We start from the raw sequence: 19,055 nt of genomic DNA on the forward strand, positions 1-19,055 counted from the left end.
CCAGTAGCTCTGGCTGCCAATCAAAGCTCCAATGCACTATCGAGCAGCGACGACTGAGTTCCAGTTGCAAATGGAGAGTAGACTGAAGAATGGTATAGTTTGATGTTCTTTTGAAGATTCCATGCGGGTTTTCCTTCGCTGGCTACTATCATTAAAACTGACCTAAATTTACCGGTCACGCTCCTCCTTTAAGATGTGTAAATAAACAGTTTACCCCTACCATTTTTCAGCTAGATCCAGTTCCTCAGACTCCTTTAAGGGCAGCAGGGCAATGACCTCGAACTCGAAAATCTTTAGAATAGGGTTACAGGTTTCAGAGTAGCTAATTTTAATGGAGCGAGAGGAAATTATTGCGCTCATTCAGCGTGAGCTACCGCAGCTTGTGGCTCAAGATCCCAGCTTGAGAGATTTGATCCTGCGCATGGTCTTGGACGTTTCTCTGCCTCGCCGTGAGGCAGATATCAAGTTTGACCGTATCCTCAGCGAACTACAGCGCGATCGCGAGGAACAGTCACGCCGTTGGCAGGAACAAGACCGCAAGTGGCAAGAACAGGTCCGGCGTTGGGAAGAACAGGATCGCAGGTGGCAAGAGCAGGCCAAGCGCTGGGAAGAACAGGACCGCCGCTGGCAAGAGCAGGCCAAGCGCTGGGAAGAACAGGATCGCAGGTGGCAAGAGCAGGCCAAGCGCTGGGAAGAACAGGACCGCCGCTGGCAAGAACAGGCCAAGCGTTGGGAAGAACAGGATCGCAGGTGGCATGAGCAACTTGCAGAGATTCGGCGTCTTGACAAGCGCTTTGACAGTACAATTGGAGCCCTTGGTGCTCGCTGGGGAATTGCTTCAGAAACCAGCTTTCGCAACGCCCTCGCGGGCATTTTGACGGAATCCTTTGGGGTTGAGGTTTTGAACTTAACCCTCTACGACCATGAGGGTGAAGTCTTTGGTCGCCCTGATCAGGTGGAGCTAGACTTGATTATCAAAAATGGCTTAACCATTGCCTGTGAAATCAAATCTTCTATTGATAAGGCAGGGATGTATATCTTTGACCGTAAGGTGAATTTCTATGCGCGGCATCACCAGCGCCAAATTGACCGCAAAATTGTGATTTCGCCAATGGTTGATCCACGCGCACGACCGGTGGCTGAGGCGCTAGGGATTGAACTCTATAGTTATGCCGACTCAGTGGAGGGCTTGTAAGGAGACTTTTGTCGCTATACGAAACTCCGTTTGATTCTCGTCAAAAAATTGAACCACGCGATATCTCTCATGATTGAGCTTCATTCTCATGTTATTCTTGATACGTACAACAAATGAGCACTTCCTCTCACTCAGTCGCTCTAAAAATTGCCAGCTCGCAAACCCTCTATCCATGATTACAACAGCGTTCTCAGGGATCATTTCTAGAATCTCCTCTTGAAAGCTCAGGTCATGTCTCTCCCCAAAAGAAATCACCGCTTTACCCATGATGTTCTCTGTTAAATCAAATCCCGTAATTAACTTCACTTGATGATATTTATAGAACCAAAAGAGTTTACTGGTCAGGGTAATGATGGTTGAATCGATAGGAAACAGCGTCATGCTTGAAGTACGATGTCTCTTTTGAGCTTGAGACATCAGTTGAGTGTAAATCCCCTCAAATAAGCTGGTTGTCCGAGTTTTGTTGGCTTTGGAAAACGTTGACATATCCACTGTAATCCCTGCATGATTCAAGCGATAAAATAAGGCTCTCATACTGGTTAACCCTTGGTCGAGAACGTAGGTCAACCAGATTTTGAAGAACAATTGAGAGTTCAGCACGGGGTAGTCACAGGGGCTGAGCCGATTGAGAATGGACTTGACAAGAGTTGCAAAAGATGCCATAGTAAATTGATTTTTTCTTCTTCTTTTAAGGGAAGAATATGACATTTCTTCCCTTTTTTCTAGCCTCTCAAACTATCTTTCAACACTTCTGGCATGAGACCAATAGTTCTTTCATTCGTATTGGTATGTTTTTCTTGCTTTACTCTTTACTTAAGATAATGTAGGCATTGATGATGAGAAACCTTAGAAGATGGATTTGAATAATCTCTAAACGGCTGACCTGATCGACTACCTTTTGGTAAATCTTGACCAGAATAAATTAGGCTGTAGCCACGGATTGATTTAGGTCGAGAAACCCCTACAACATTTTTTCAACACGTTCAACATTATAGTCTACCTCTGCATAGCCCCAAAAGTTAACCAGTATAGAGCTTGGTGTTACTGAGTCATACAGTCTTAACGCTTGAAAAAGATGTTCTAGAAAAATTCTATGGTCAAATGATCTGATTTGAGGCAGAAATATTGAATCTTGCAACAAAAATTAACGTATCAAGTGACAATCAGACCTACTTGTCAATCAAAGTGCCAATGTTATTGTTGTATTATCGAATACCGGTTAGTACCCTAAGTAGCTGTAGCTGCTAGTTAAAGCCACTTTGTGTCAATAATTGTGACAGTTTAATTTAAAAGAATAACTCTGACCGTTGTATGGCAAGTCACATCTTCATTGACTAGCTAAACAATTGTGCTATCCGAGGTCTGGCAATCCTATAGCTACTTCAGCCATGATATTTAGATACGTTTGGGAATAGCCCATGTCCGATTGTGGTTGCCACATCGAAGCAAGAAATGCGGCGGAGCGCAAAACCCTGCGCATTGTGCTGCTGATCAACGTGCTCATGTTTTTTATGGAGGTGATTACTGGCATCCTTGCTCATTCCACAGCGCTGATTGCTGATTCTCTTGATATGCTTGCCGATGCTCTCGTCTATGGCCTCTCCCTCTATGCCGTGGGGCGTTCTCCAAGGCACAAAACCCGTGCGGCAGGTCTGAGTGGTCTTTTTCAGATGACCCTTGCAGTTTTAATTTTGGGAGATGTGATCCGTCGCTTTGTCAGCGGTAGTGCCCCAGAGGCAGATTGGATGATGGCGATCGCTCTCCTTGGACTGGTGGCCAATGGCTACTGCCTTTACTTGATTGCCAAACATCGGCAAGGGGAGGTGCACATGCGCGCCAGTTGGATTTTTACCCAAAATGACGTGATTGCCAATGTCAGCGTAATTATCGCCGGCGGGCTGGTCGCCCTCTTTCGATCCCCTTATCCTGATTTGATTGTGGGTTTTGGCATCGCCAGCCTTGTGCTCTGGGGAGGAATTCGTATTGTGCGGGATGCAAGGCAGGCGGTGATGAACACCCCTGTAGAATAAGTAGGGTTACTTTTGGGGAAGTCTCCTGTGAGCGGACCAGCGATCGCCATCATTGAGTACGATATGGGCAATCTGCATTCCGTGAGTAAAGCCCTTGATGTCGTGGGGGCAACGCCCTTAGTGAGCGATCGCGCCAGTGACATTTGTGCTGCGGATGCCGTGGTTCTCCCCGGTGTCGGTGCCTTTGACCCCGCCATGACCCATCTCCACGAGCGGGAACTGGTGCCTGTCATTCAGCGGGTGATTCAGCAGGGGATGCCCTTTTTGGGGATTTGTCTGGGTCTGCAAGTCTTGTTTGAGTGCAGCGAAGAAGGCAGAGAACCCGGCCTTGGTATTTTTGCGGGGAAAGTCAAACGCTTTCAGTCTGAACCCGGCCTCACAATCCCCCACATCGGCTGGAACCAACTCACCCTAACGCAACCCGCCTGTCCCCTCTGGCAGAATTTACCGCCAACCCCTTGGGTGTATTTTGTCCACTCCTACTTTGTCGCCCCTGATGATCCAGAGCTTGTGGCCGCCACCGTCCGTCATGGTCAGCAAACTGTCACAGCCGCGATCGCCCGCAACAATATCTTTGCCTGTCAATTTCACCCCGAAAAGTCGGGCAAGATCGGCCTGCAACTACTGCGCAACTTTGTCACTCTCGTCAAACACCAGTATAGCCATTTTAATCAAGAATGAGATATTATCCAGTACAATAATTGTGAATCACCTCATCAGCACCTCCTCGCGACTTAGTGTGGTGAACTTGTACAGGACAGTTGTTATGATTAACTCTATTATGGCTTGCTGCTTCAGTTCTGTTTCTGTCTGACTCCGCTGCGCAAGTAATCGATTGGGATAAATGACCACGGCTTACCCATCAGAGAAGGTCTGGCGATACAGACGCAAATAGAGAAAGATTTCAGCAAAGAAGCGTTCGTAGAAGGTATTATCTCTTTGAAACTGGACTTCACAAAAATAGACCACTCCTGAGGGATCAGGGGGGACAAAGACACCGTCAATGCGGAAGGCGGTTGGCTTGAGTTCAACGAAGTCAAAGCGGTAGCCTCTAGGATAGTCAATTCCGAGCAGCTCAAAGAGCGTCTGAGGCAGTTGAGCAAACAGTTGGTAAAAGAGGGAGTCGCGGCGCATGGGCTAGGGAATATATCACGGGAGCATGGATTAAAGCAGGCCGCGATAGCGAATAAATGTCAGCACTGCCGCCCACGACCCCAAGGCCACTTTTAGGGCAATGAGGATATTCAGCCAAGGAATCCAGCCACCACTGAGGAGGGTGCCAAACTGACCCGCCGGCAAGGCCACCCCCATCAACAGGCTGGCACCGCAGAGAATGAAAACAATCACGGAGATTTTTTCCCATGTGGCGGCATGGAAGCGACGATAGATGCTCTCTAGCCATTCTGGAGCTGAGGTAATGGCCACAAGCCCGATCGCCGTCCCGCCAGCAACGCCAGCCGCAAATCCACCCCCCGGACTCAGGTGCCCCCGCAAGGCCAACTCAATACACACAAGGGAGCAAATGGTGGCGCCAAATCTTGCCAAAACAATCGAGGGCTGATCATTAAAGCGGCTAACGTGGCCAAGGGGTTTTTCATTGCTGAGTAGATACTGTGCCCCCATGATGGCAAGAGTGAATACCACCACTTCAAAAATGGTGTCGTACAGGCGATTGCGCAAAATCACAGCCGTAACGGCATTGGGAATGCCACTCTGGTTAACAAGGGTTTCGACAATGGGAAGCGTTGGTACCGCAGGTAGGGTGGGGATCATCAGCATTTTCACCAGCAGCAGCACTGCCGCAATGCCATAGAGCCAAATCATGTCGCTGACTCCTCTTCACTGGGCAAGGGGTAATACACGAGTTCTGTGAGACTGGTGAGGTGGGGCTTGAGGATGGTGTAAAGGCGTGCTACACGGGTCATCGTTAATAATTGAGTGGTTTCTTCAGCACATAGGGCATGAATCTCGCGATCGCGGAGCGCTATTTTAAGTTGCTCAAAGGTGGGATAAATAATTAATTCAACACGCAAATGATAGGGAGCAACGGCTTCACGAATGGCTGCCAGTAAATGATCCAAGCTATCGGTGGAGAGTGCCGAAGCTAAGATGCCCAATCGCAGCACCAAGGAAGAGCGTACTGCAACGGCGTAGAGCATAATTGAGAGCATTGTTCCCACAAGGGCTTCGGTCAGTGCCACATCAGCAGCGCCGAGAATGGCATAGAGGAGAGCCGCCACCGCACCAATAATGCCGCGAATGACAAGGGCGTGGTAGGGATTCTCCTGAAACACCAGCATCAGAGCTGTTAGAGGCAAGAGTGCAGTGACAGCAATGAACCAGCTATCCATCAGTGTCCTCCCCTTGGGAGCAGTAGGCCAAAACATAGCCCAGAATGGTGTTCCAGAGGGCGAGGGAGATCAACGCCAAGACCAGAAGTGGCCATTCGCGGGGAATGCGCAGCAAGACACCGATCATGATTGCCATCGAACCTAAGGTATCGGAGACTGACAAAAAATGCAGTTTATAGAGGGGCGATCGCCGACCCACCAGCGGCCATGTTCCCCACAGCCAAAGAAAGAGACCAAAACTAATACAGGCATAACTAATCCACTGTAAAATCACTGACCCCCTCCCTAAAGATTGGCGACATCCCGTAGTCGCCGCAGAATCTGCGCCAAGAGCATCAGGGCACCATTGCCCACACTAAGGATGATCACCCCCACAATGCCAATCATCCAATCATCCCGCTGCACCGACACCAGCAAGATCATAATGGCTGCCTTTGTGGCAATACTGGCAAAGGCCAACATCTTCGACCAGATGTGCTCCCCCTTCCAAGCAGCATAGAGGGGAATGCCCAGAATCAGCAGCATGATGACTAAAAAGGCCGTCATTTTTCGGGTCTGCGCTCCACTAGTTGATGCACTTCAAACCAGCCCTCCTCGTCGTAGTGCAGCACGATCGTCTTGGGGGTGAAGGTAATCGTAAAAATATCTAGAAAAATCAGACCGGGGGCACGGGTAGGATCAACGGGTTCACGGACGATCGCTTCATGGCGATGGGGACGCACCATCATTTCAATGGCTTCAATATAGGCACGGGGAACAGCCATCGCCACTTTTCCTAGGGTACTCAGCCACTGCCGCAGTGTTGCCATCCCCCCTCGCCCTTGGGGCAGCAGGAGCGAAACCAAAATCCCAATCGCCAGATTGACCAAGCCAAAGTCCGCCGTCAGCAGCAGCCAAATCGTTAGGCGCAGGGCAAAGTTCAAATAATTCATAGCGCTAACCCCACCAAGCCAAGTAAGAGTAACAGCATCACCCCTAGAAGATGTTCTAGACGTTCCCAAGCCCCTCGCCATGGCGATTCCCAGCGGGAGACCCCCAAAGCCACTAGGCCACACCCCACCAAGGGCGGCAAAAAGGCGCGTAACAAACTCATGCCACTACTGTAGGCTTCCATGTAGCCGGCATTGGCCAGAAATAGCCCACCCAAGAGCACCATTGTGGCGGCACTATAGCCCATAGGGGTCTTGCTAGGATAGCGAGGCAAAAAGAGGAATTTGCTGTAAATTGTGGCGGTTAAAAAGCCAGCACCATAGAGCAGTCCCTGCTGCCACGGGTCAAGGTAACTTAGGGTCAAAGCCTTAGCGGGAAATCCAGCAAGGAGGGGCACACCGACAATGCCATAACCGGCAATAATCAGGGCGATCGCCGCTGGGCGCGGCAGACCCTCTTGGCGCAATTCACTAAGACGATAGTGGCGCAGTTCCCCCACACTCAAAAAAAGGCTGGCCTTGGCTAAGCCGTGCATCAGGGCATACAAACCCGCTGCCGGTGGGGCAATGATCACCCATCCCAATTGGCCAAGGGTACTAAAGCTGAGCATCCGTCGTACATCATCGGCCACCAAGGCAAATATTAAGCCAAAAAAGATTGAGGCGAGGGCAAACAGCCGCACAATATCGGCAATGGTGCTATAGAGCAGACTGACGCGAGCAAGGCTAAACACCCCAGCATTTTCGACAATGCCGGCTAGGAGAGCAGCAACAATGGGAGCAGCAACGACGTTAGTTTGGGGCAACCAAAGCCCACTAATGAAAATGGCGCCCTTGGCCAACAATGCCATCAAAATCAGCGCCACAGCCTCTGGCGGTGCCTGCATCAGGGCACTAAAGGCAAAGGTATGGTTTGTCTGATAGACGAGCGCCACCCCCATTAGATAAAAGAGCATGGCCACGTTGCTCACCATCAGGTAGCGTAGGCCAATCCAGAGGGGGCGATCGCTACGGGGATAGGCAATTAACAAAAAGACAACAATCCCCAGCACCTCAATATTGACGTAGAGACTGAGGAAATCCGCTGAAATAAAGACGGTGTTGGCACAGCCGTGGAGCAGACACAGCAGCACATAGAAGAACGCTTTATAACCCTCCTGCCACGTATGTAACAGTGCTGCCAAAATGACGAGGGCATTGGTGACAATAAAGTAGCCACTGAGGGGGTCAATGCTCAGGGAAATGCCAAAGCTATCGAGTAGGACAAACGCAGTGTTGACTTGGTTAATGGTGATGCCTAAGCCGACACAGAGGGAAACAAGGGCGATCGCTAGGGTCAGACCCCGCGCTAAGGGGGGCAGCAGATAAAGGGTTAAGCCGGCCACAAAAGGCAACAAAATCCAAGCGATCGCCAGCGCCGTCATTGCCACTTCCTACAGATACTTTTGATCAATTTCTGGGGTTTCTAAAGTCGGGTTATCCCGCGCTAGCTTCATTGCCGCCACCAGCATCAGGGTTTGAATCGAAAGGCCAATCACGATTGCGGTTAAAATCACGGCTTGGGGTACGGGGTCGGCATAGGTAGCATCAAAGGCTCCGCCACGGGCAATGGGCGTGACCAGACCACTGTGGGTGGCAATGACCACAAACAAAGCCACTACGCCGGTGCTCATGACATCCATCGTCACAATCTTCATTAGCAGGTTTTTCTTGACGATCGTTGCTAGAAACCCGACGAGGATAGTGACAAAAACACTGGCTTCCAAGAAAATCATGAGACCCCACCCCCAGACACCTTGGTATTTAGAACAAAGGTATTTAGAACAAACTGTAACATTCTGCTTTGCCGTTACACCTTGCCTGTTGCTATAGAACTGCACCGCCGCAACCAACGGTGAGGACCCTTAAGCCCGTCAACCCCCATCTTAACTTTATTCAGATCAATATCAATTCTCTATAGAATAGATTTTTGTCAATATCAGTGTCACAAACTTTATAATTTAGAAAAATGCTTAACAATTTGCAACATTTGGCAAATAGGTATATATTCTTATTCAGACACTTGAACGAATTACTGGACTCGTCCCTTGGGGGGTTGTCTGATGAATGTCCAATTTCCTTGGCTGACTGTACTAACACTGCTGCCTTTAGGGGCAGCCTTTTTCATTCCCGTGTTGCCCGACCGTGAGGGGAAGACAGTCCGCTGGTATGCCCTAGCGATCGCACTCCTCGAACTTGGCCTCTCGGCAATGGTTTTCTGGCAGCACTACGATGCCCAATCCGCCCAGATCCAAATGGTGGAAACCGTGCCTTGGCTGCCGCAAATCGGCCTGAACTGGTCCCTAGCGGTTGATGGCCTTGCCGTCCCCCTGATTTTGCTGACGGGTCTGGTCAACACAGTGGCAATCTTTGCGGCTTGGCAAGTAAAGCAGAAGCCGCGTTTATTTTATTTCTTGATGCTGGCGCTCTACAGTGCCCAAATTGGCGTCTTTGCCGCCCAAGACCTCATCCTCTTCTTCCTGATTTGGGAATTGGAACTGGTGCCCGTCTATCTACTCATTTCCATCTGGGGGGGAGCCAAACGCCAATACGCCGCTACAAAATTCATCCTCTACACTGCCGTTGGTTCCCTCTTTATCCTCATTGCTGGCCTAGGGATGGCCTTCTATGGGGGTGACTTTACGCTCAGCATGGCGGCCTTGGGTCTCAAGGACTATCCCTTGGCGCTGGAACTGCTGGCCTATGGTGGTTTCCTGATTGCCTTTGGTGTCAAGCTGCCGATTTTCCCGCTACACACTTGGTTACCCGATGCCCATGGTGAAGCCTCGGCGCCCGTGTCAATGGTGCTGGCAGGCGTGCTCTTGAAAATGGGGGGCTATGGCCTGATTCGCTTCAACCTGCAAATGTTGCCGGATGCCCACATCTACTTTGCGCCGCTGCTGATTGCCCTTGGGGTCGTGAATATTGTCTATGGTGCCCTGACTGCTTTTGGCCAAGAAAACCTGAAGCGGCGGCTGGCCTACTCCTCGATTTCCCACATGGGCTTTGTGCTGCTGGGCATTGGTGCCCTCAATGGCATTGGTCTCAATGGGGCGATGCTGCAAATGCTTTCCCACGGTTTGATTGCGGCTGTTCTCTTCTTCTTGGCCGGGGTGACCTACGATCGCACCCACACATTGGCCATGGAAAAAATGAGCGGTATTGCCCAATCCATGCCGAAAACCTTTGCCCTGTTTACCGCTGCCTCTATGGCCTCGCTGGCGCTGCCCGGTATGAGTGGTTTTGTCAGTGAACTCACTGTCTTTTTGGGCTTGACCAATAGTGATGCCTACTCCACGAGTTTCAAAGTGGGAGTGATTTTCCTTGCCGCTGTTGGGGTGATTATTACGCCCGTCTATCTGCTCTCGATGGTGCGCCGTGTCTTTACGGGCAAACAAGCGGGCGATATGTTTGACAAACTGCTGTTGGACATCAATCCCCGTGAAACCTTCATTGCCCTGTCCCTGTTGGTGCCGATTATTGCTGTGGGGATGTATCCCAAGCTAGCCACCCAAACCTACGATGTGACCACGACAGCGATCGCTAGCCATGTCCATGCGGCTCTGCCGGCGGTAGCGCAGCACCATCTGCCCCTCTATGCCCAACTGACCCAATCCGCCCCCAGCCTAGTCAGTGAAGCAACTGTTGCCGACAGCACCCTCTAGGGGTGAGGGGTGGGGATGCACCGTCTCCAACTGGCAGTTCAGGGCATTCATTGCTAGAGTGGAGTAACGGCATTCCTGCCCTTGGGCAGATTGCATAAACTGAATACGGTGATTCAATAAAGGCTCTATGAGTAATCTCGAGAAACAAATTGAACAAGCCCGCGAGGAAGCCCACAAAATCTGTGATACCGAAGGGGCAACCTCTGGACAGTGTGCCGCCGCTTGGGATGCCCTTGAGGAACTGCAAGCGGAAGCTGCCCACCAACGTGCTGAGCAGCAAGATCACAAAACCTCCTTTCAGCAGTACTGTGATGACAACCCTGATGCTGCTGAGTGCCGCATTTACGACGACTAAGGGTTGAGGGTGTGGGTCGCTGGCAACAGTTGTGGGATCAATTTGCCGCAGCGACGGGTCAGCGGCTCCATGAGGGTAAAGCCCTTGCGGTAGGGGGCGGCAGTATCAACACCACCTATGTGTGGCAACATCCTGAGCAAACCCTCTTTGTTAAATTCAATCGCCCTGAACGGCAGTCCATGTTTGCTGCCGAAGCCAATGCCCTGCGGGCGATCGCCAAGGTTCAAGCGATTCGCGTTCCCCTTCCCCTGCTATGGGGAGTAGTTGAGGACGCGAGTTTTTTAGTGTTGGAATACTTGCCCCTCACCAGTGCCGGAGATTGGTGGCAAATGGGGGTAGAGCTGGCACAGTTGCACCTCAAGGGCACTGGCGATCGCTATGGCTGGTCGGAAAATAACACCATTGGTGCCACTCCTCAAATCAACCCTTGGTCAGACAACTGGGGGGAGTTTTTCCGCGATGCTCGCCTGCGTTATCAGCTGGAGTTGGCTCGCCGTCGGGGTGGACACTTTCCCAAGGCGGAGAAGCTCCTAGCAGCCATTCCAGAACTCCTGAACCATGAGCCAACCCCTACCCTAGTGCACGGCGATCTCTGGTCGGGAAATGCTGCCTTTTGTCGTACGGGGGAACCCGTCATTTTCGACCCCGCCAGTTACTATGGCGATCGCGAGGTGGACTTGGCCATGAGTGAACTCTTTGGTGGCTTTCCTGCGGCCTTTTATGAGGGCTACAACGCCACCTATCCCTTAGCAGTTGGCTATAGGCAACGGAAAACTATCTACAACCTGTACCACATCCTCAATCACTTCAATCTCTTTGGCGGCAGTTATGGGACTCAAGCAGAGCAAATGATGGCTGCGATTCTTGACCAATAGACGCTTACCAAGCAATTCTTAGTCGGTAAGCCTATGCTCCACAACTTTAGGTAAGCATCGGAAGGATGTCATGAAAGGGAACACTTAATTATCTTTTGCTTTGTTTCTCAAAAAGCTAACAATTCCATTAAGGAAGGAATAACTCAATTCGGCGCCAGCCCTATTATCACTTTCCCTATTGGACAAGCCTAGGTCAATCTGCTTAGGAAAGGTAGTTGCTGGCGGAGGAGAAATGCTAATGATTTCTTCTACTAAGCCCATCACTATAAAACAAAAACAGATTTTTTGAATCTCTAAGATGTGCAAGCCTAGCGTGTTAGCAATCTCTTGAATTGTTGTTGTGCCATCAATTTGCTCCCATACCTGCCACTCCTTTGCGCTTAACTGCACAGAGGGTGGCTCATGAACTAAAGCGACAATCGTCGAGCTCTCCGAGGGCAATTTATCCATCAAGGATGTCCAGTCGCGTAATAAACGCAGACCTGCTAGGGTAATCGCTTGGGGTGAAGCACTCAGACCGGTCATTTCAGAAAACGGCAGGGGATGACGGCCATCAAACTCGAAATAGCCTTCTTCAAGGCTAAACAGGTAAGGAACAGGCGTCAGCACTTGATGCCTGAATAGTAAACTAAGTTGCTGTGTGTCCAAGATTCCTTGGGATTTTAGGAAAATCCCCAAGGGTACATTTTGAGAATATCGGTCCATCACTCGTTGAATGGTCAAAGGGTGTAATAATTTCCGCTGCTCAATCAATTGCCACAAACCTTGTTGGTTGAGTGTAGTGGTTGCTGCTACCACGTTTCCATAACGAAAAAAGAGGTAGTACTCTTGCGATTGCGGTAGCACGGTTAAAATGTTTGGCATATTGATCAACTTTATGGAGAGGCATCCTGTACGCTGCCCTTGTTCCAACAACCGAAAAACCTCTCCTAGCGAAAATTCTGAAAAGTAACCGCTAATTTTCATGGGAATCTCCTCTTGAATTCAATCACTCAAGTTGTTGTCTTTTGACTGTAGCGGTGGCATCCGGAGAAGTGATTGGTCTAGCTTGGAATCGGACATATTCTTGAATAACTGTTGTCAACGCTGTGGCAACCGAAAAACGATCCAAGCTATTCACAGATATCATTGGTGGTCGTCTTTGGGGATCTAAATAGCCAAGGGCAACCCCAATTTCTTCCACCGGCCAAGCGTCAGGATGATCAGCATGACTGCAGCCGATGACCATGGGTATCTGAGTGCGGTGGCGCATGAAAGCAGCGATGCGCCGAGCCATCCGAAAGTCTTGGGGACGATGGGAACTCACTAGCAAAATGAAAGCGTGGGCTTTGCGAATAAGAATGTCCCACATGAAATCAAAGCGCTCTTGGCCAGGAGTACCGTAGAGATGAAGTGCCTTATCAGCACTAAACTGTAAGCGCCCAAAATCCATCGCTACTGTTGTTGTTGGCTTCAGATCAGCAACATGATCACTAGCTTTGCGATCTGTGTCTACAGCCTCAATTTCGCTAATTTTGCGAATAAATGTAGATTTGCCAGCGCCTACTGCACCGGTCACTACGATTCGCATAATTTCCATTGGGTAGTGACCTCAGGCTAGAGACTAACAGTTGGACTCACACTAACGAGTTGTTGTTGCAAATCGGCAATAACGTTCTTAATCTCAAGATTGATAATCCCCAGCTTGGCTGAAGCATCGGCAAGAACCAGTAAAACTGCATCTTCGGTGCAGCTAGTCAGGATGCCATAGCCACTGTTGCCTTCCACCAAAATTCGCTCAATTTGTCCTCGACTCAGTTCCCGCCCAATCCGCTCACCTAAGGAGAGCATGGCTGCTGACATGGCGGCAACACGCTCTTCATCCATGCCGCTAGGCAAGACAGCGGCAAGCGTCAGGCCATCCGGAGAAACCAGAGCTGCCCCTTGAACATTGCTGGCAGTGGCTACAAAATTTTGCAGAATTGCTTCAATTTTGACGGCGTTAATGGCCATTTTACCCCCTAGCCCAAAATAAATCGAATAAATGATGGCAAGAGCAAATAGATACCAATGAAGATAAAGAAGAGAATTGCTACATCGCGGTTGCCCCTTGAGCAATTAAACGTTGAAAGAGCGCTTGTGTCCATCCGGTCTCTTGAAGAACTGCTTGGGAAGAGACTTCAAAGTAGGCCTGCTCAATAAAGGCAAGGTCAATCATGCAAATTTTGCTTAAGGCATCCCCAAGAGCCTCCGATTGATTATCTTGGCGCAGTTTTTGCCGTAGAGCGTTGACTACAACTGCCATGGCTGGTACAACATGCTGGGGTCCAATCCCAACCTTGACATGGATAAGTCCAATTCTCCAACGGCGTTCAGCGTAGCTTTTTCCCCACTGATCCATGCCAGTAAACATCTCGTAAAACCATTCCACAAACGTTTGTTTGAGGCGATGAACTCGCCCTTCGGTAGCGTTGAGAATGGCATTCATCTCTTCATCTTTGCCAAGGTAATCATAAAAGACATCTGCCATGGCGGGGGCAACTTCCTTACCCCAAGGTGCTGCTTGGGCAAGCACCGATTTGTCTTCTTCCGTCAACTGCACACGGCGAGTCATAGTTGCCATGAAGGCGGTTGGATCGATAGCCATTGGACTTTTGATTTCAATACTAAGATGACGTGAAATTTCCGACAAAAGGCTAGCACCTTTCTTGAGGCCTGTAAATACCCTGTCGCTTCTAACTGGATTCTCAAAATTGTTGGATTCTGGCCATCGGGGCGCTGTTACCTTGGTGATGGGGTATGGTGGAGTACAGGGTTGATTTACTGTTTGCGGAGTTCCTTTCTATGGCCGATGGCAAACTGCCACCCACAAATGCTTCTACCCCTGAATCCATGAGAGCCAAGGCCGAAAAGACGACAGAACCCTGGTGGCTGGAGATGGCCAAAACCTTGGGTCTGGCTGCTCTCTTGGCCTTTGGTATTCGTACCTTTGTAGCAGAAGCGCGCTATATTCCCACCGGCTCGATGGAAGAAACCCTGCTGATTAACGATCGCCTGATTATTGAAAAAATCAGCTACCATTTCCATGCCCCCCATCGCGGCGACATTATTGTTTTCAATCCAACTCCGGCCTTGCAGCAGGCAGGCTTTCGTGATGCCTTTATCAAGCGGGTGGTGGGCTTGCCTGGGGATCGCGTGGAACTCCGCCAAGGGCGCGTCTATATCAACAATCAACCCCTACCCGAACCCTATCTAGCTCCCTCGACATTGACCTCCGTCGATACCTGTGCCGGTATTCAGCCCTATCTGGCTCAACCGCAGGTGATTCCTGCCAACAGCTACTTGGTCTTGGGGGATAACCGCAATAACAGCTTTGATGGCCGCTGCTGGGGCGTGGTACCGCGCAATTACATTATTGGTCGTGCGGCGATTCGCTTTTGGCCCCCCGATCGTTGGGGGTTGATTACCGATCCCAAGGAACCGCAACAGTGAGGCAAACCCTGCGCACCGAGGTACTCGTTGTGGGTGGTGGCACAGGGGGGGTAGCTGCTGCCTTAACGGCGGCTCGCATGGGAGCACAAACGGTGCTGGTCAGTGAAACCCCTTGGCTAGGGGGCATGCTCACGAGTGCTGGGGTGGCTGCGCCCGATGGCAATGAACTCATGGCGTGGCAAACCGGGCTGTGGGGCGAGTTTCTGCGGGCGATCGCCCAGCGACAGCCGGGGGGGTTAGATCATGCTTGGGTGAGTTTCTTTACCTTTGAGCCAAAGGTCGCCGCTGATCTTTTTGCCGAGTGGGTCAAGGCAACCCCCAACCTGACGTGGCTTGTTGGTGAAGTTCCCCAAGCGGTTTTGCGCCAAGGCGATCGCATCCTCGGGGTGGAATTGACCACCCTCACCCTCCATGCCCAAATCACCATTGACGCCACAGAACTCGGCGATCTCCTTGCCTTGGGGGAAATTCCTCATCGCTGGGGCTGGGAGTGGCAGGCAGACACCCAAGAACCCTCCGCACCGTCAGCCCCCACAGCCTTGACTCAAACCTATTCCGTTCAAGCCCCCACATGGATTGTGGTTCTACAGGACTATGGTGAGGGTGCCACTGCCCCAGAAATTCCCCCTTCCCCCCTTTGGGATGAGCACAAGTTTAACGGTGCTTGGGCAGGCTATGACCCGCTGCACTTTCTCAACTATGGCCGCCTGCCGGGAAACCGCTTTATGCTCAACTGGCCGCAGCAGGGGAATGACTATGGCGTGGGTCTGGAACGGCTGATTGGCTCTGCCCAAGAGCGACAGGCCTTTTGCCAAGAGGCGCGCTGGCACGCCCAAGATTTTGCCCGTTATGTGCAGCAACAGTTGGGTCGCCGCTATGGTTTAGCGGAGGATACCTTTCCCCAATTCCCCAGACAGCTAGGGGGGGGAGCCTATGCCCTCCATCCCTATTACCGCGAAAGTCGTCGCCTGATGGGTGTCACCACAATTCACGAGCAGGATATTCTCCCCAGTGCGCCACCGCCCGTTGATGCCCAAGGTCACTACACTGGCATTGCCATCGGCAACTATCCGAACGATCACCACTATCCGGGGATGGAACTCCCCCTGATGCCTAAGTCCATCCGTTGGGGCGGTCGTTGGACGGGAACGCCCTTCGTGATTGCCTATACGTCGTTGATTCCCCAGAGGGTAGAGGGCTTTTTAGTGGCAGAGAAAAATATCTCGGTGACCCATATTGCCAATGGTGCCACCCGCTTGCAACCGCTGGTGATGGGCATTGGGCAGGGGGCAGGGTGGTTAGCCGCCACAGCCATTCGCCAAGGGAAATCGCTGCATCAACTGGTGGGCACCCTTGATCTGAAGCCCCTGATTCAGGAGTGCCGACAGGCAATCTTTCCCTTCTTTAACCTGCCGCCGCAACATCCCGAATGGGAAGCTTGGCAACTCCAGACATTAAACACCTTTGATCCCACAATCCCCCTACCCCCAGAAGTGGCGATCGCCCAACCGACACCCATGATCGTGAGCGCCGGCATGCAAACGGTTAGCGGCGAATTTGTGAAACTAGGGGAACAGGCGTATCAACTCCGCACGGATCAGTGGTCTTGGCCTTTGGTGACACTGCACCCCACTGTGAACGATCGCCTGCAAACCTATAGAAATGGGCAACGGATCACAGTGACGGGCTTTATCAACCCCTATGCTCCTTGGATGCGGGTGGAACACGTGGCCTAAGTGTCGCAGCTTAGCTCCCCAAGGCGTTGGTTAAAGCGCAGATTCTCTCTGTAGTCCACAGGGACATCAATGATGGTGGGGACATCCTGTGCCAAGGCGGTTTTTAAGGTTGGGATAAAGTCAGCGGTGGCTTCAATGCGATACCCCTTGAGTCCCATGCTTGCGGCCAATTTAACAAAGTCGGGGTTGCCAAAGTGGACATAGGCAGATTCACCAAAGTAGCGCTGCTGCTTCCACTCAATCAGGCCATAGCCGCCGTCATTAAAGATGATGGTTGTAAAGTTGGTTCCTATGCGCAGGGCGGTTTCCAGTTCTTGGCAATTCATCATGAAGCCGCCATCGCCGGTAACTGCCACCACATGCCGCTGCGGATAGACCAATTTCGCCGCTATTGCTCCCGGTACCGCAATCCCCATTGCGGCAAAGCCATTGGAAATCAAGCACGTATTGGGGCGATCGCAATGGTAGTGACGGGCAATCCACATCTTGTGAGCACCCACATCAGAAATAACAATGTCCTCTGGTCCCATCACTTGGCGCAGGTCATAGATAAGCTTTTGCGGCTTGACAGGAAAACCCTCATCTTGGGCATATTGGCAATAGTCTGCCACAATGTCTTGGCGCAGTTGGACGGCATAGGGGGTGGGCTTATCTTGGCGATCGGTTCGCTTGAGAATTTCATAGAGGGAGTCAGAAATATCCCCCACGACCTCAACAACAGGGATGTAGCTGCTGTCAATTTCGGCATGGGTCGCGGCAATGTGAATAATCGGCAGCCGCCCATCGGGGTTCCAGCTTTTCGGGGAATACTCAATCAAGTCATAGCCAACGGCAATCACTAAGTCAGCATGATCAAAGCCGCAGCTAATGTAATCCCGCTGCTGGAGTCCCACCGTCCACAGGGCAAGGGAGTGCTGATAGGGAATGACCCCTTTACCCATGAAGGTATTGGCCACGGGGATATTCAGCTTTTCGGCAAAATGGGTGAGGGCAGCGGCAGCGTGGGCACGAATAGCGCCATTCCCCACTAAGATCAGGGGGTTCTCAGCAGCATTGATCAGTTCAGCGGCCTTGAGAATGCTCTGGAACGAGGCATAGGTTTTTTCGGGCGGGCTAGGCTTGAGGGGATAGCCCTCAGCTTCCATGGCGGCAATGTTTTCGGGCACATCAATGTGAACCGCCCCTGGCTTTTCATTCTGGGCAATCTTAAAGGCCTTGCGGACAATTTCTGGCGTAATGCTGGGGCGGACAATCTGGGCATTCCATTTGGTTACCGGGCTAAACATGGCCACCAAGTCCAGATATTGGTGGGACTCGATGTGCATGCGATCGGTGCCTACCTGCCCTGTAATGGCCACAAGAGGAGCACCATCGAGGTTAGCATCGGCAACCCCCGTCATTAAGTTCGTGGCACCGGGGCCAAGGGTAGAGAGACACACCCCCGCTTTACCGGTGAGACGACCATAGACATCGGCCATAAAGGCCGCCCCTTGTTCATGGCGGGTGGTGATAAATTGAATGGGGGAGCGACGCAGCGCTTGCAGGACATCAAGATTTTCTTCCCCCGGCAGACCAAAAATGTATTCTACGCCTTCATTTTCAAGGCATTTCACGAGTAATTCGGCGGTATTCATAGGATAGGCGATCGCGGGCACTACTCCCTATCGTAGTTCTGTCTTTTTCGCCCAATCCTTAAATGTTGGCAAATGCTGACGAAATTTATGCCGCGGCCAGATCGGAGATCACCTTGGCCAGATCAATGTCCTTTTGGGTAATGCCGCCGGCATCATGGGTGGTGAGGCAGACCGTGACCCGATTCCAAGAGATGGATAAATCAGGGTGATGTCCGGCCGCCTCAGCGGGATCCACCAGACGATTGACAAAGGCAATGGAGCCAAGAAAATCCTTGAAAACAAACGTTTGCTCAAGGCGATCGCCCGCCAATTTCCAGCCCGCTAGGTTTGCTAGTTGTGCCTCAATATCGGCTGCGGAGAGTCGCTCTGCCATGGTTGTGCCTCAACCCTATTAGCTCTAGGGTAGCAGAGGTAATTTACCAACTGGACTTGACGACCCCCGGCAGTAGCCCTTGGTGGGCCATTTCCCGCAGGGCATTGCGGCAGAGGCCAAAATCGCGATAGTAACCACGAGGACGACCCGTCAACCAGCAGCGATTCCGCAGCCGCGAAGGGGCACTATTGCGGGGCAACCGTTGCAGTTGACGATGGATGCTCATGATCTCTTCTTGGGTTTCGGCGCTGGCCAGTTGAGCCTTGAGTTCTTGGCGTTTGCTGGCGTATTTAGCAACAAGCCGTTGCCGCTTTTTTTCCCGTTCGATCATGCTTTTTTTGGCCATGGGGGTGTGTTTGTCCTCGATAATGATCAATTTGGTATCCTATATCCTATCAAAGA

General features: G+C 51.2%; 25 protein-coding genes. 8 read left to right on the forward strand and 17 right to left on the reverse strand.

Annotated elements, in window-relative coordinates:
• Positions 1-331 precede the first annotated feature (331 nt).
• On the forward strand, positions 332-1,195 hold the full coding sequence (locus QYC28_RS08125; RefSeq protein ID WP_149819848.1) for a PD-(D/E)XK nuclease family protein: 864 nt from the start codon (positions 332-334) through the stop codon (positions 1,193-1,195).
• On the opposite strand, the gene QYC28_RS08130 is transcribed toward QYC28_RS08125, so the two are convergent.
• A complete protein-coding gene (locus QYC28_RS08130) occupies positions 1,178-1,858 on the reverse strand; it encodes a transposase (RefSeq protein ID WP_302679283.1) in 681 nt (226 codons plus the stop codon). The genes QYC28_RS08125 and QYC28_RS08130 overlap by 18 nt on opposite strands.
• A 755-nt stretch (positions 1,859-2,613) precedes the next feature.
• Between QYC28_RS08130 and QYC28_RS08135 the strand changes: the two genes are divergently transcribed.
• Positions 2,614-3,225, forward strand: a complete 612-nt coding sequence (locus QYC28_RS08135) for a cation diffusion facilitator family transporter (RefSeq protein ID WP_149819852.1) — start codon at positions 2,614-2,616, stop codon at positions 3,223-3,225.
• 63 nt (positions 3,226-3,288) lie between these two features.
• Positions 3,289-3,906, forward strand: a complete 618-nt coding sequence (hisH, locus tag QYC28_RS08140; protein WP_399363219.1) for an imidazole glycerol phosphate synthase subunit HisH — start codon at positions 3,289-3,291, stop codon at positions 3,904-3,906.
• 27 nt (positions 3,907-3,933) lie between these two features.
• Here hisH and QYC28_RS08145 read toward each other — a convergent pair whose 3' ends face one another.
• The 9 genes from QYC28_RS08145 to QYC28_RS08185 are packed head-to-tail and all read right to left on the reverse strand — an operon-like array spanning position 3,934 to position 8,280.
• Positions 3,934-4,077 (reverse strand): DUF2887 domain-containing protein, encoded by a 144-nt coding sequence (locus tag QYC28_RS08145; protein ID WP_302679285.1) that lies wholly within the window; start codon positions 4,075-4,077, stop codon positions 3,934-3,936.
• 3 nt (positions 4,078-4,080) lie between these two features.
• Complete coding sequence (locus QYC28_RS08150; RefSeq protein WP_286668590.1) at positions 4,081-4,359, reverse strand: DUF2887 domain-containing protein; 279 nt, start codon at positions 4,357-4,359, stop codon at positions 4,081-4,083.
• A 30-nt stretch (positions 4,360-4,389) separates the two neighbouring features.
• Positions 4,390-5,049: a Na(+)/H(+) antiporter subunit B gene (locus QYC28_RS08155; RefSeq protein WP_149819856.1), complete on the reverse strand. Its 660-nt coding sequence runs from the start codon at positions 5,047-5,049 to the stop codon at positions 4,390-4,392.
• Complete coding sequence (locus QYC28_RS08160; RefSeq protein WP_149819858.1) at positions 5,046-5,576, reverse strand: DUF4040 domain-containing protein; 531 nt, start codon at positions 5,574-5,576, stop codon at positions 5,046-5,048. Before QYC28_RS08160 ends, QYC28_RS08155 begins: the two co-directional genes overlap by 4 nt.
• Complete coding sequence (locus QYC28_RS08165) at positions 5,569-5,847, reverse strand: monovalent cation/H(+) antiporter subunit G (protein ID WP_181496944.1); 279 nt, start codon at positions 5,845-5,847, stop codon at positions 5,569-5,571. Before QYC28_RS08165 ends, QYC28_RS08160 begins: the two co-directional genes overlap by 8 nt.
• Before the next feature lie 14 nt (positions 5,848-5,861).
• A complete protein-coding gene (locus tag QYC28_RS08170) occupies positions 5,862-6,122 on the reverse strand; it encodes a hypothetical protein (RefSeq protein WP_181495024.1) in 261 nt (86 codons plus the stop codon).
• On the reverse strand, positions 6,119-6,508 hold the full coding sequence (locus QYC28_RS08175) for a Na+/H+ antiporter subunit E (RefSeq protein ID WP_149819862.1): 390 nt from the start codon (positions 6,506-6,508) through the stop codon (positions 6,119-6,121). The genes QYC28_RS08170 and QYC28_RS08175 overlap by 4 nt, the downstream gene beginning before the upstream one ends.
• Entirely contained in the window at positions 6,505-7,929 is a 1,425-nt protein-coding gene (locus QYC28_RS08180) for a cation:proton antiporter (protein WP_226972050.1), read from the reverse strand. The genes QYC28_RS08175 and QYC28_RS08180 overlap by 4 nt, the downstream gene beginning before the upstream one ends.
• A 9-nt stretch (positions 7,930-7,938) precedes the next feature.
• The gene (locus QYC28_RS08185; protein ID WP_302679286.1) at positions 7,939-8,280 is read right to left on the reverse strand and encodes a cation:proton antiporter subunit C; all 342 of its coding nucleotides are present in this window, start codon (positions 8,278-8,280) and stop codon (positions 7,939-7,941) included.
• A 327-nt stretch (positions 8,281-8,607) separates the two neighbouring features.
• Here QYC28_RS08185 and QYC28_RS08190 point away from each other — a divergent pair, with 327 nt between their 5' ends.
• From QYC28_RS08190 to QYC28_RS08200, 3 genes are all read left to right on the forward strand, one after another.
• Positions 8,608-10,209, forward strand: coding sequence for an NAD(P)H-quinone oxidoreductase subunit 4 (locus QYC28_RS08190; RefSeq protein WP_302679287.1), 1,602 nt, complete (start codon positions 8,608-8,610; stop codon positions 10,207-10,209).
• Positions 10,210-10,336: 127 nt separating this feature from the next.
• Entirely contained in the window at positions 10,337-10,564 is a 228-nt protein-coding gene (locus QYC28_RS08195) for a Calvin cycle protein CP12 (protein ID WP_011057657.1), read from the forward strand.
• An 11-nt stretch (positions 10,565-10,575) separates the two neighbouring features.
• Positions 10,576-11,439, forward strand: coding sequence for a fructosamine kinase family protein (locus QYC28_RS08200; protein WP_226971914.1), 864 nt, complete (start codon positions 10,576-10,578; stop codon positions 11,437-11,439).
• Between the two features lie 84 nt (positions 11,440-11,523).
• Here QYC28_RS08200 and QYC28_RS08205 read toward each other — a convergent pair whose 3' ends face one another.
• The 4 genes from QYC28_RS08205 to QYC28_RS08220 form a co-directional block, all read right to left on the reverse strand.
• The gene (locus tag QYC28_RS08205) at positions 11,524-12,405 is read right to left on the reverse strand and encodes a DUF4388 domain-containing protein (protein WP_286625299.1); all 882 of its coding nucleotides are present in this window, start codon (positions 12,403-12,405) and stop codon (positions 11,524-11,526) included.
• A gap of 22 nt (positions 12,406-12,427) precedes the next feature.
• Entirely contained in the window at positions 12,428-13,018 is a 591-nt protein-coding gene (locus QYC28_RS08210) for an ATP/GTP-binding protein (RefSeq protein ID WP_149819874.1), read from the reverse strand.
• Positions 13,019-13,035: 17 nt separating this feature from the next.
• The gene (locus tag QYC28_RS08215) at positions 13,036-13,431 is read right to left on the reverse strand and encodes a roadblock/LC7 domain-containing protein (RefSeq protein ID WP_149819876.1); all 396 of its coding nucleotides are present in this window, start codon (positions 13,429-13,431) and stop codon (positions 13,036-13,038) included.
• A 79-nt stretch (positions 13,432-13,510) separates the two neighbouring features.
• Positions 13,511-14,065 carry a protoglobin domain-containing protein gene (locus tag QYC28_RS08220; RefSeq protein WP_149819878.1) on the reverse strand — a complete coding sequence of 185 codons (555 nt, stop codon included), beginning with the start codon at positions 14,063-14,065 and terminating at the stop codon, positions 13,511-13,513.
• Positions 14,066-14,262: 197 nt separating this feature from the next.
• Between QYC28_RS08220 and lepB the strand changes: the two genes are divergently transcribed.
• Both lepB and QYC28_RS08230 read left to right on the forward strand, forming a co-directional pair.
• Positions 14,263-14,910, forward strand: a complete 648-nt coding sequence (gene lepB / locus QYC28_RS08225; protein ID WP_399375241.1) for a signal peptidase I — start codon at positions 14,263-14,265, stop codon at positions 14,908-14,910.
• Entirely contained in the window at positions 14,907-16,646 is a 1,740-nt protein-coding gene (locus tag QYC28_RS08230) for an FAD-dependent oxidoreductase (RefSeq protein WP_302679288.1), read from the forward strand. Before lepB ends, QYC28_RS08230 begins: the two co-directional genes overlap by 4 nt.
• Here QYC28_RS08230 and QYC28_RS08235 read toward each other — a convergent pair.
• The 3 genes from QYC28_RS08235 to rpsN all read right to left on the reverse strand — a co-directional run bounded on the left by QYC28_RS08235 (position 16,643) and on the right by rpsN (position 18,999).
• Positions 16,643-18,280 carry an acetolactate synthase large subunit gene (locus QYC28_RS08235; RefSeq protein ID WP_302679289.1) on the reverse strand — a complete coding sequence of 546 codons (1,638 nt, stop codon included), beginning with the start codon at positions 18,278-18,280 and terminating at the stop codon, positions 16,643-16,645. The two genes, QYC28_RS08230 and QYC28_RS08235, sit on opposite strands and share 4 nt — an antisense overlap.
• Before the next feature lie 85 nt (positions 18,281-18,365).
• Positions 18,366-18,653 (reverse strand): 4a-hydroxytetrahydrobiopterin dehydratase, encoded by a 288-nt coding sequence (locus tag QYC28_RS08240; RefSeq protein ID WP_286625305.1) that lies wholly within the window; start codon positions 18,651-18,653, stop codon positions 18,366-18,368.
• A gap of 43 nt (positions 18,654-18,696) precedes the next feature.
• Positions 18,697-18,999, reverse strand: coding sequence for a 30S ribosomal protein S14 (rpsN, locus tag QYC28_RS08245; RefSeq protein WP_011057663.1), 303 nt, complete (start codon positions 18,997-18,999; stop codon positions 18,697-18,699).
• Positions 19,000-19,055 lie beyond the last annotated feature (56 nt).

It is taken from the genome of Thermosynechococcus sp. HY596 (genome assembly GCF_030518715.1).
Taxonomy (GTDB): domain Bacteria; phylum Cyanobacteriota; class Cyanobacteriia; order Thermosynechococcales; family Thermosynechococcaceae; genus Thermosynechococcus.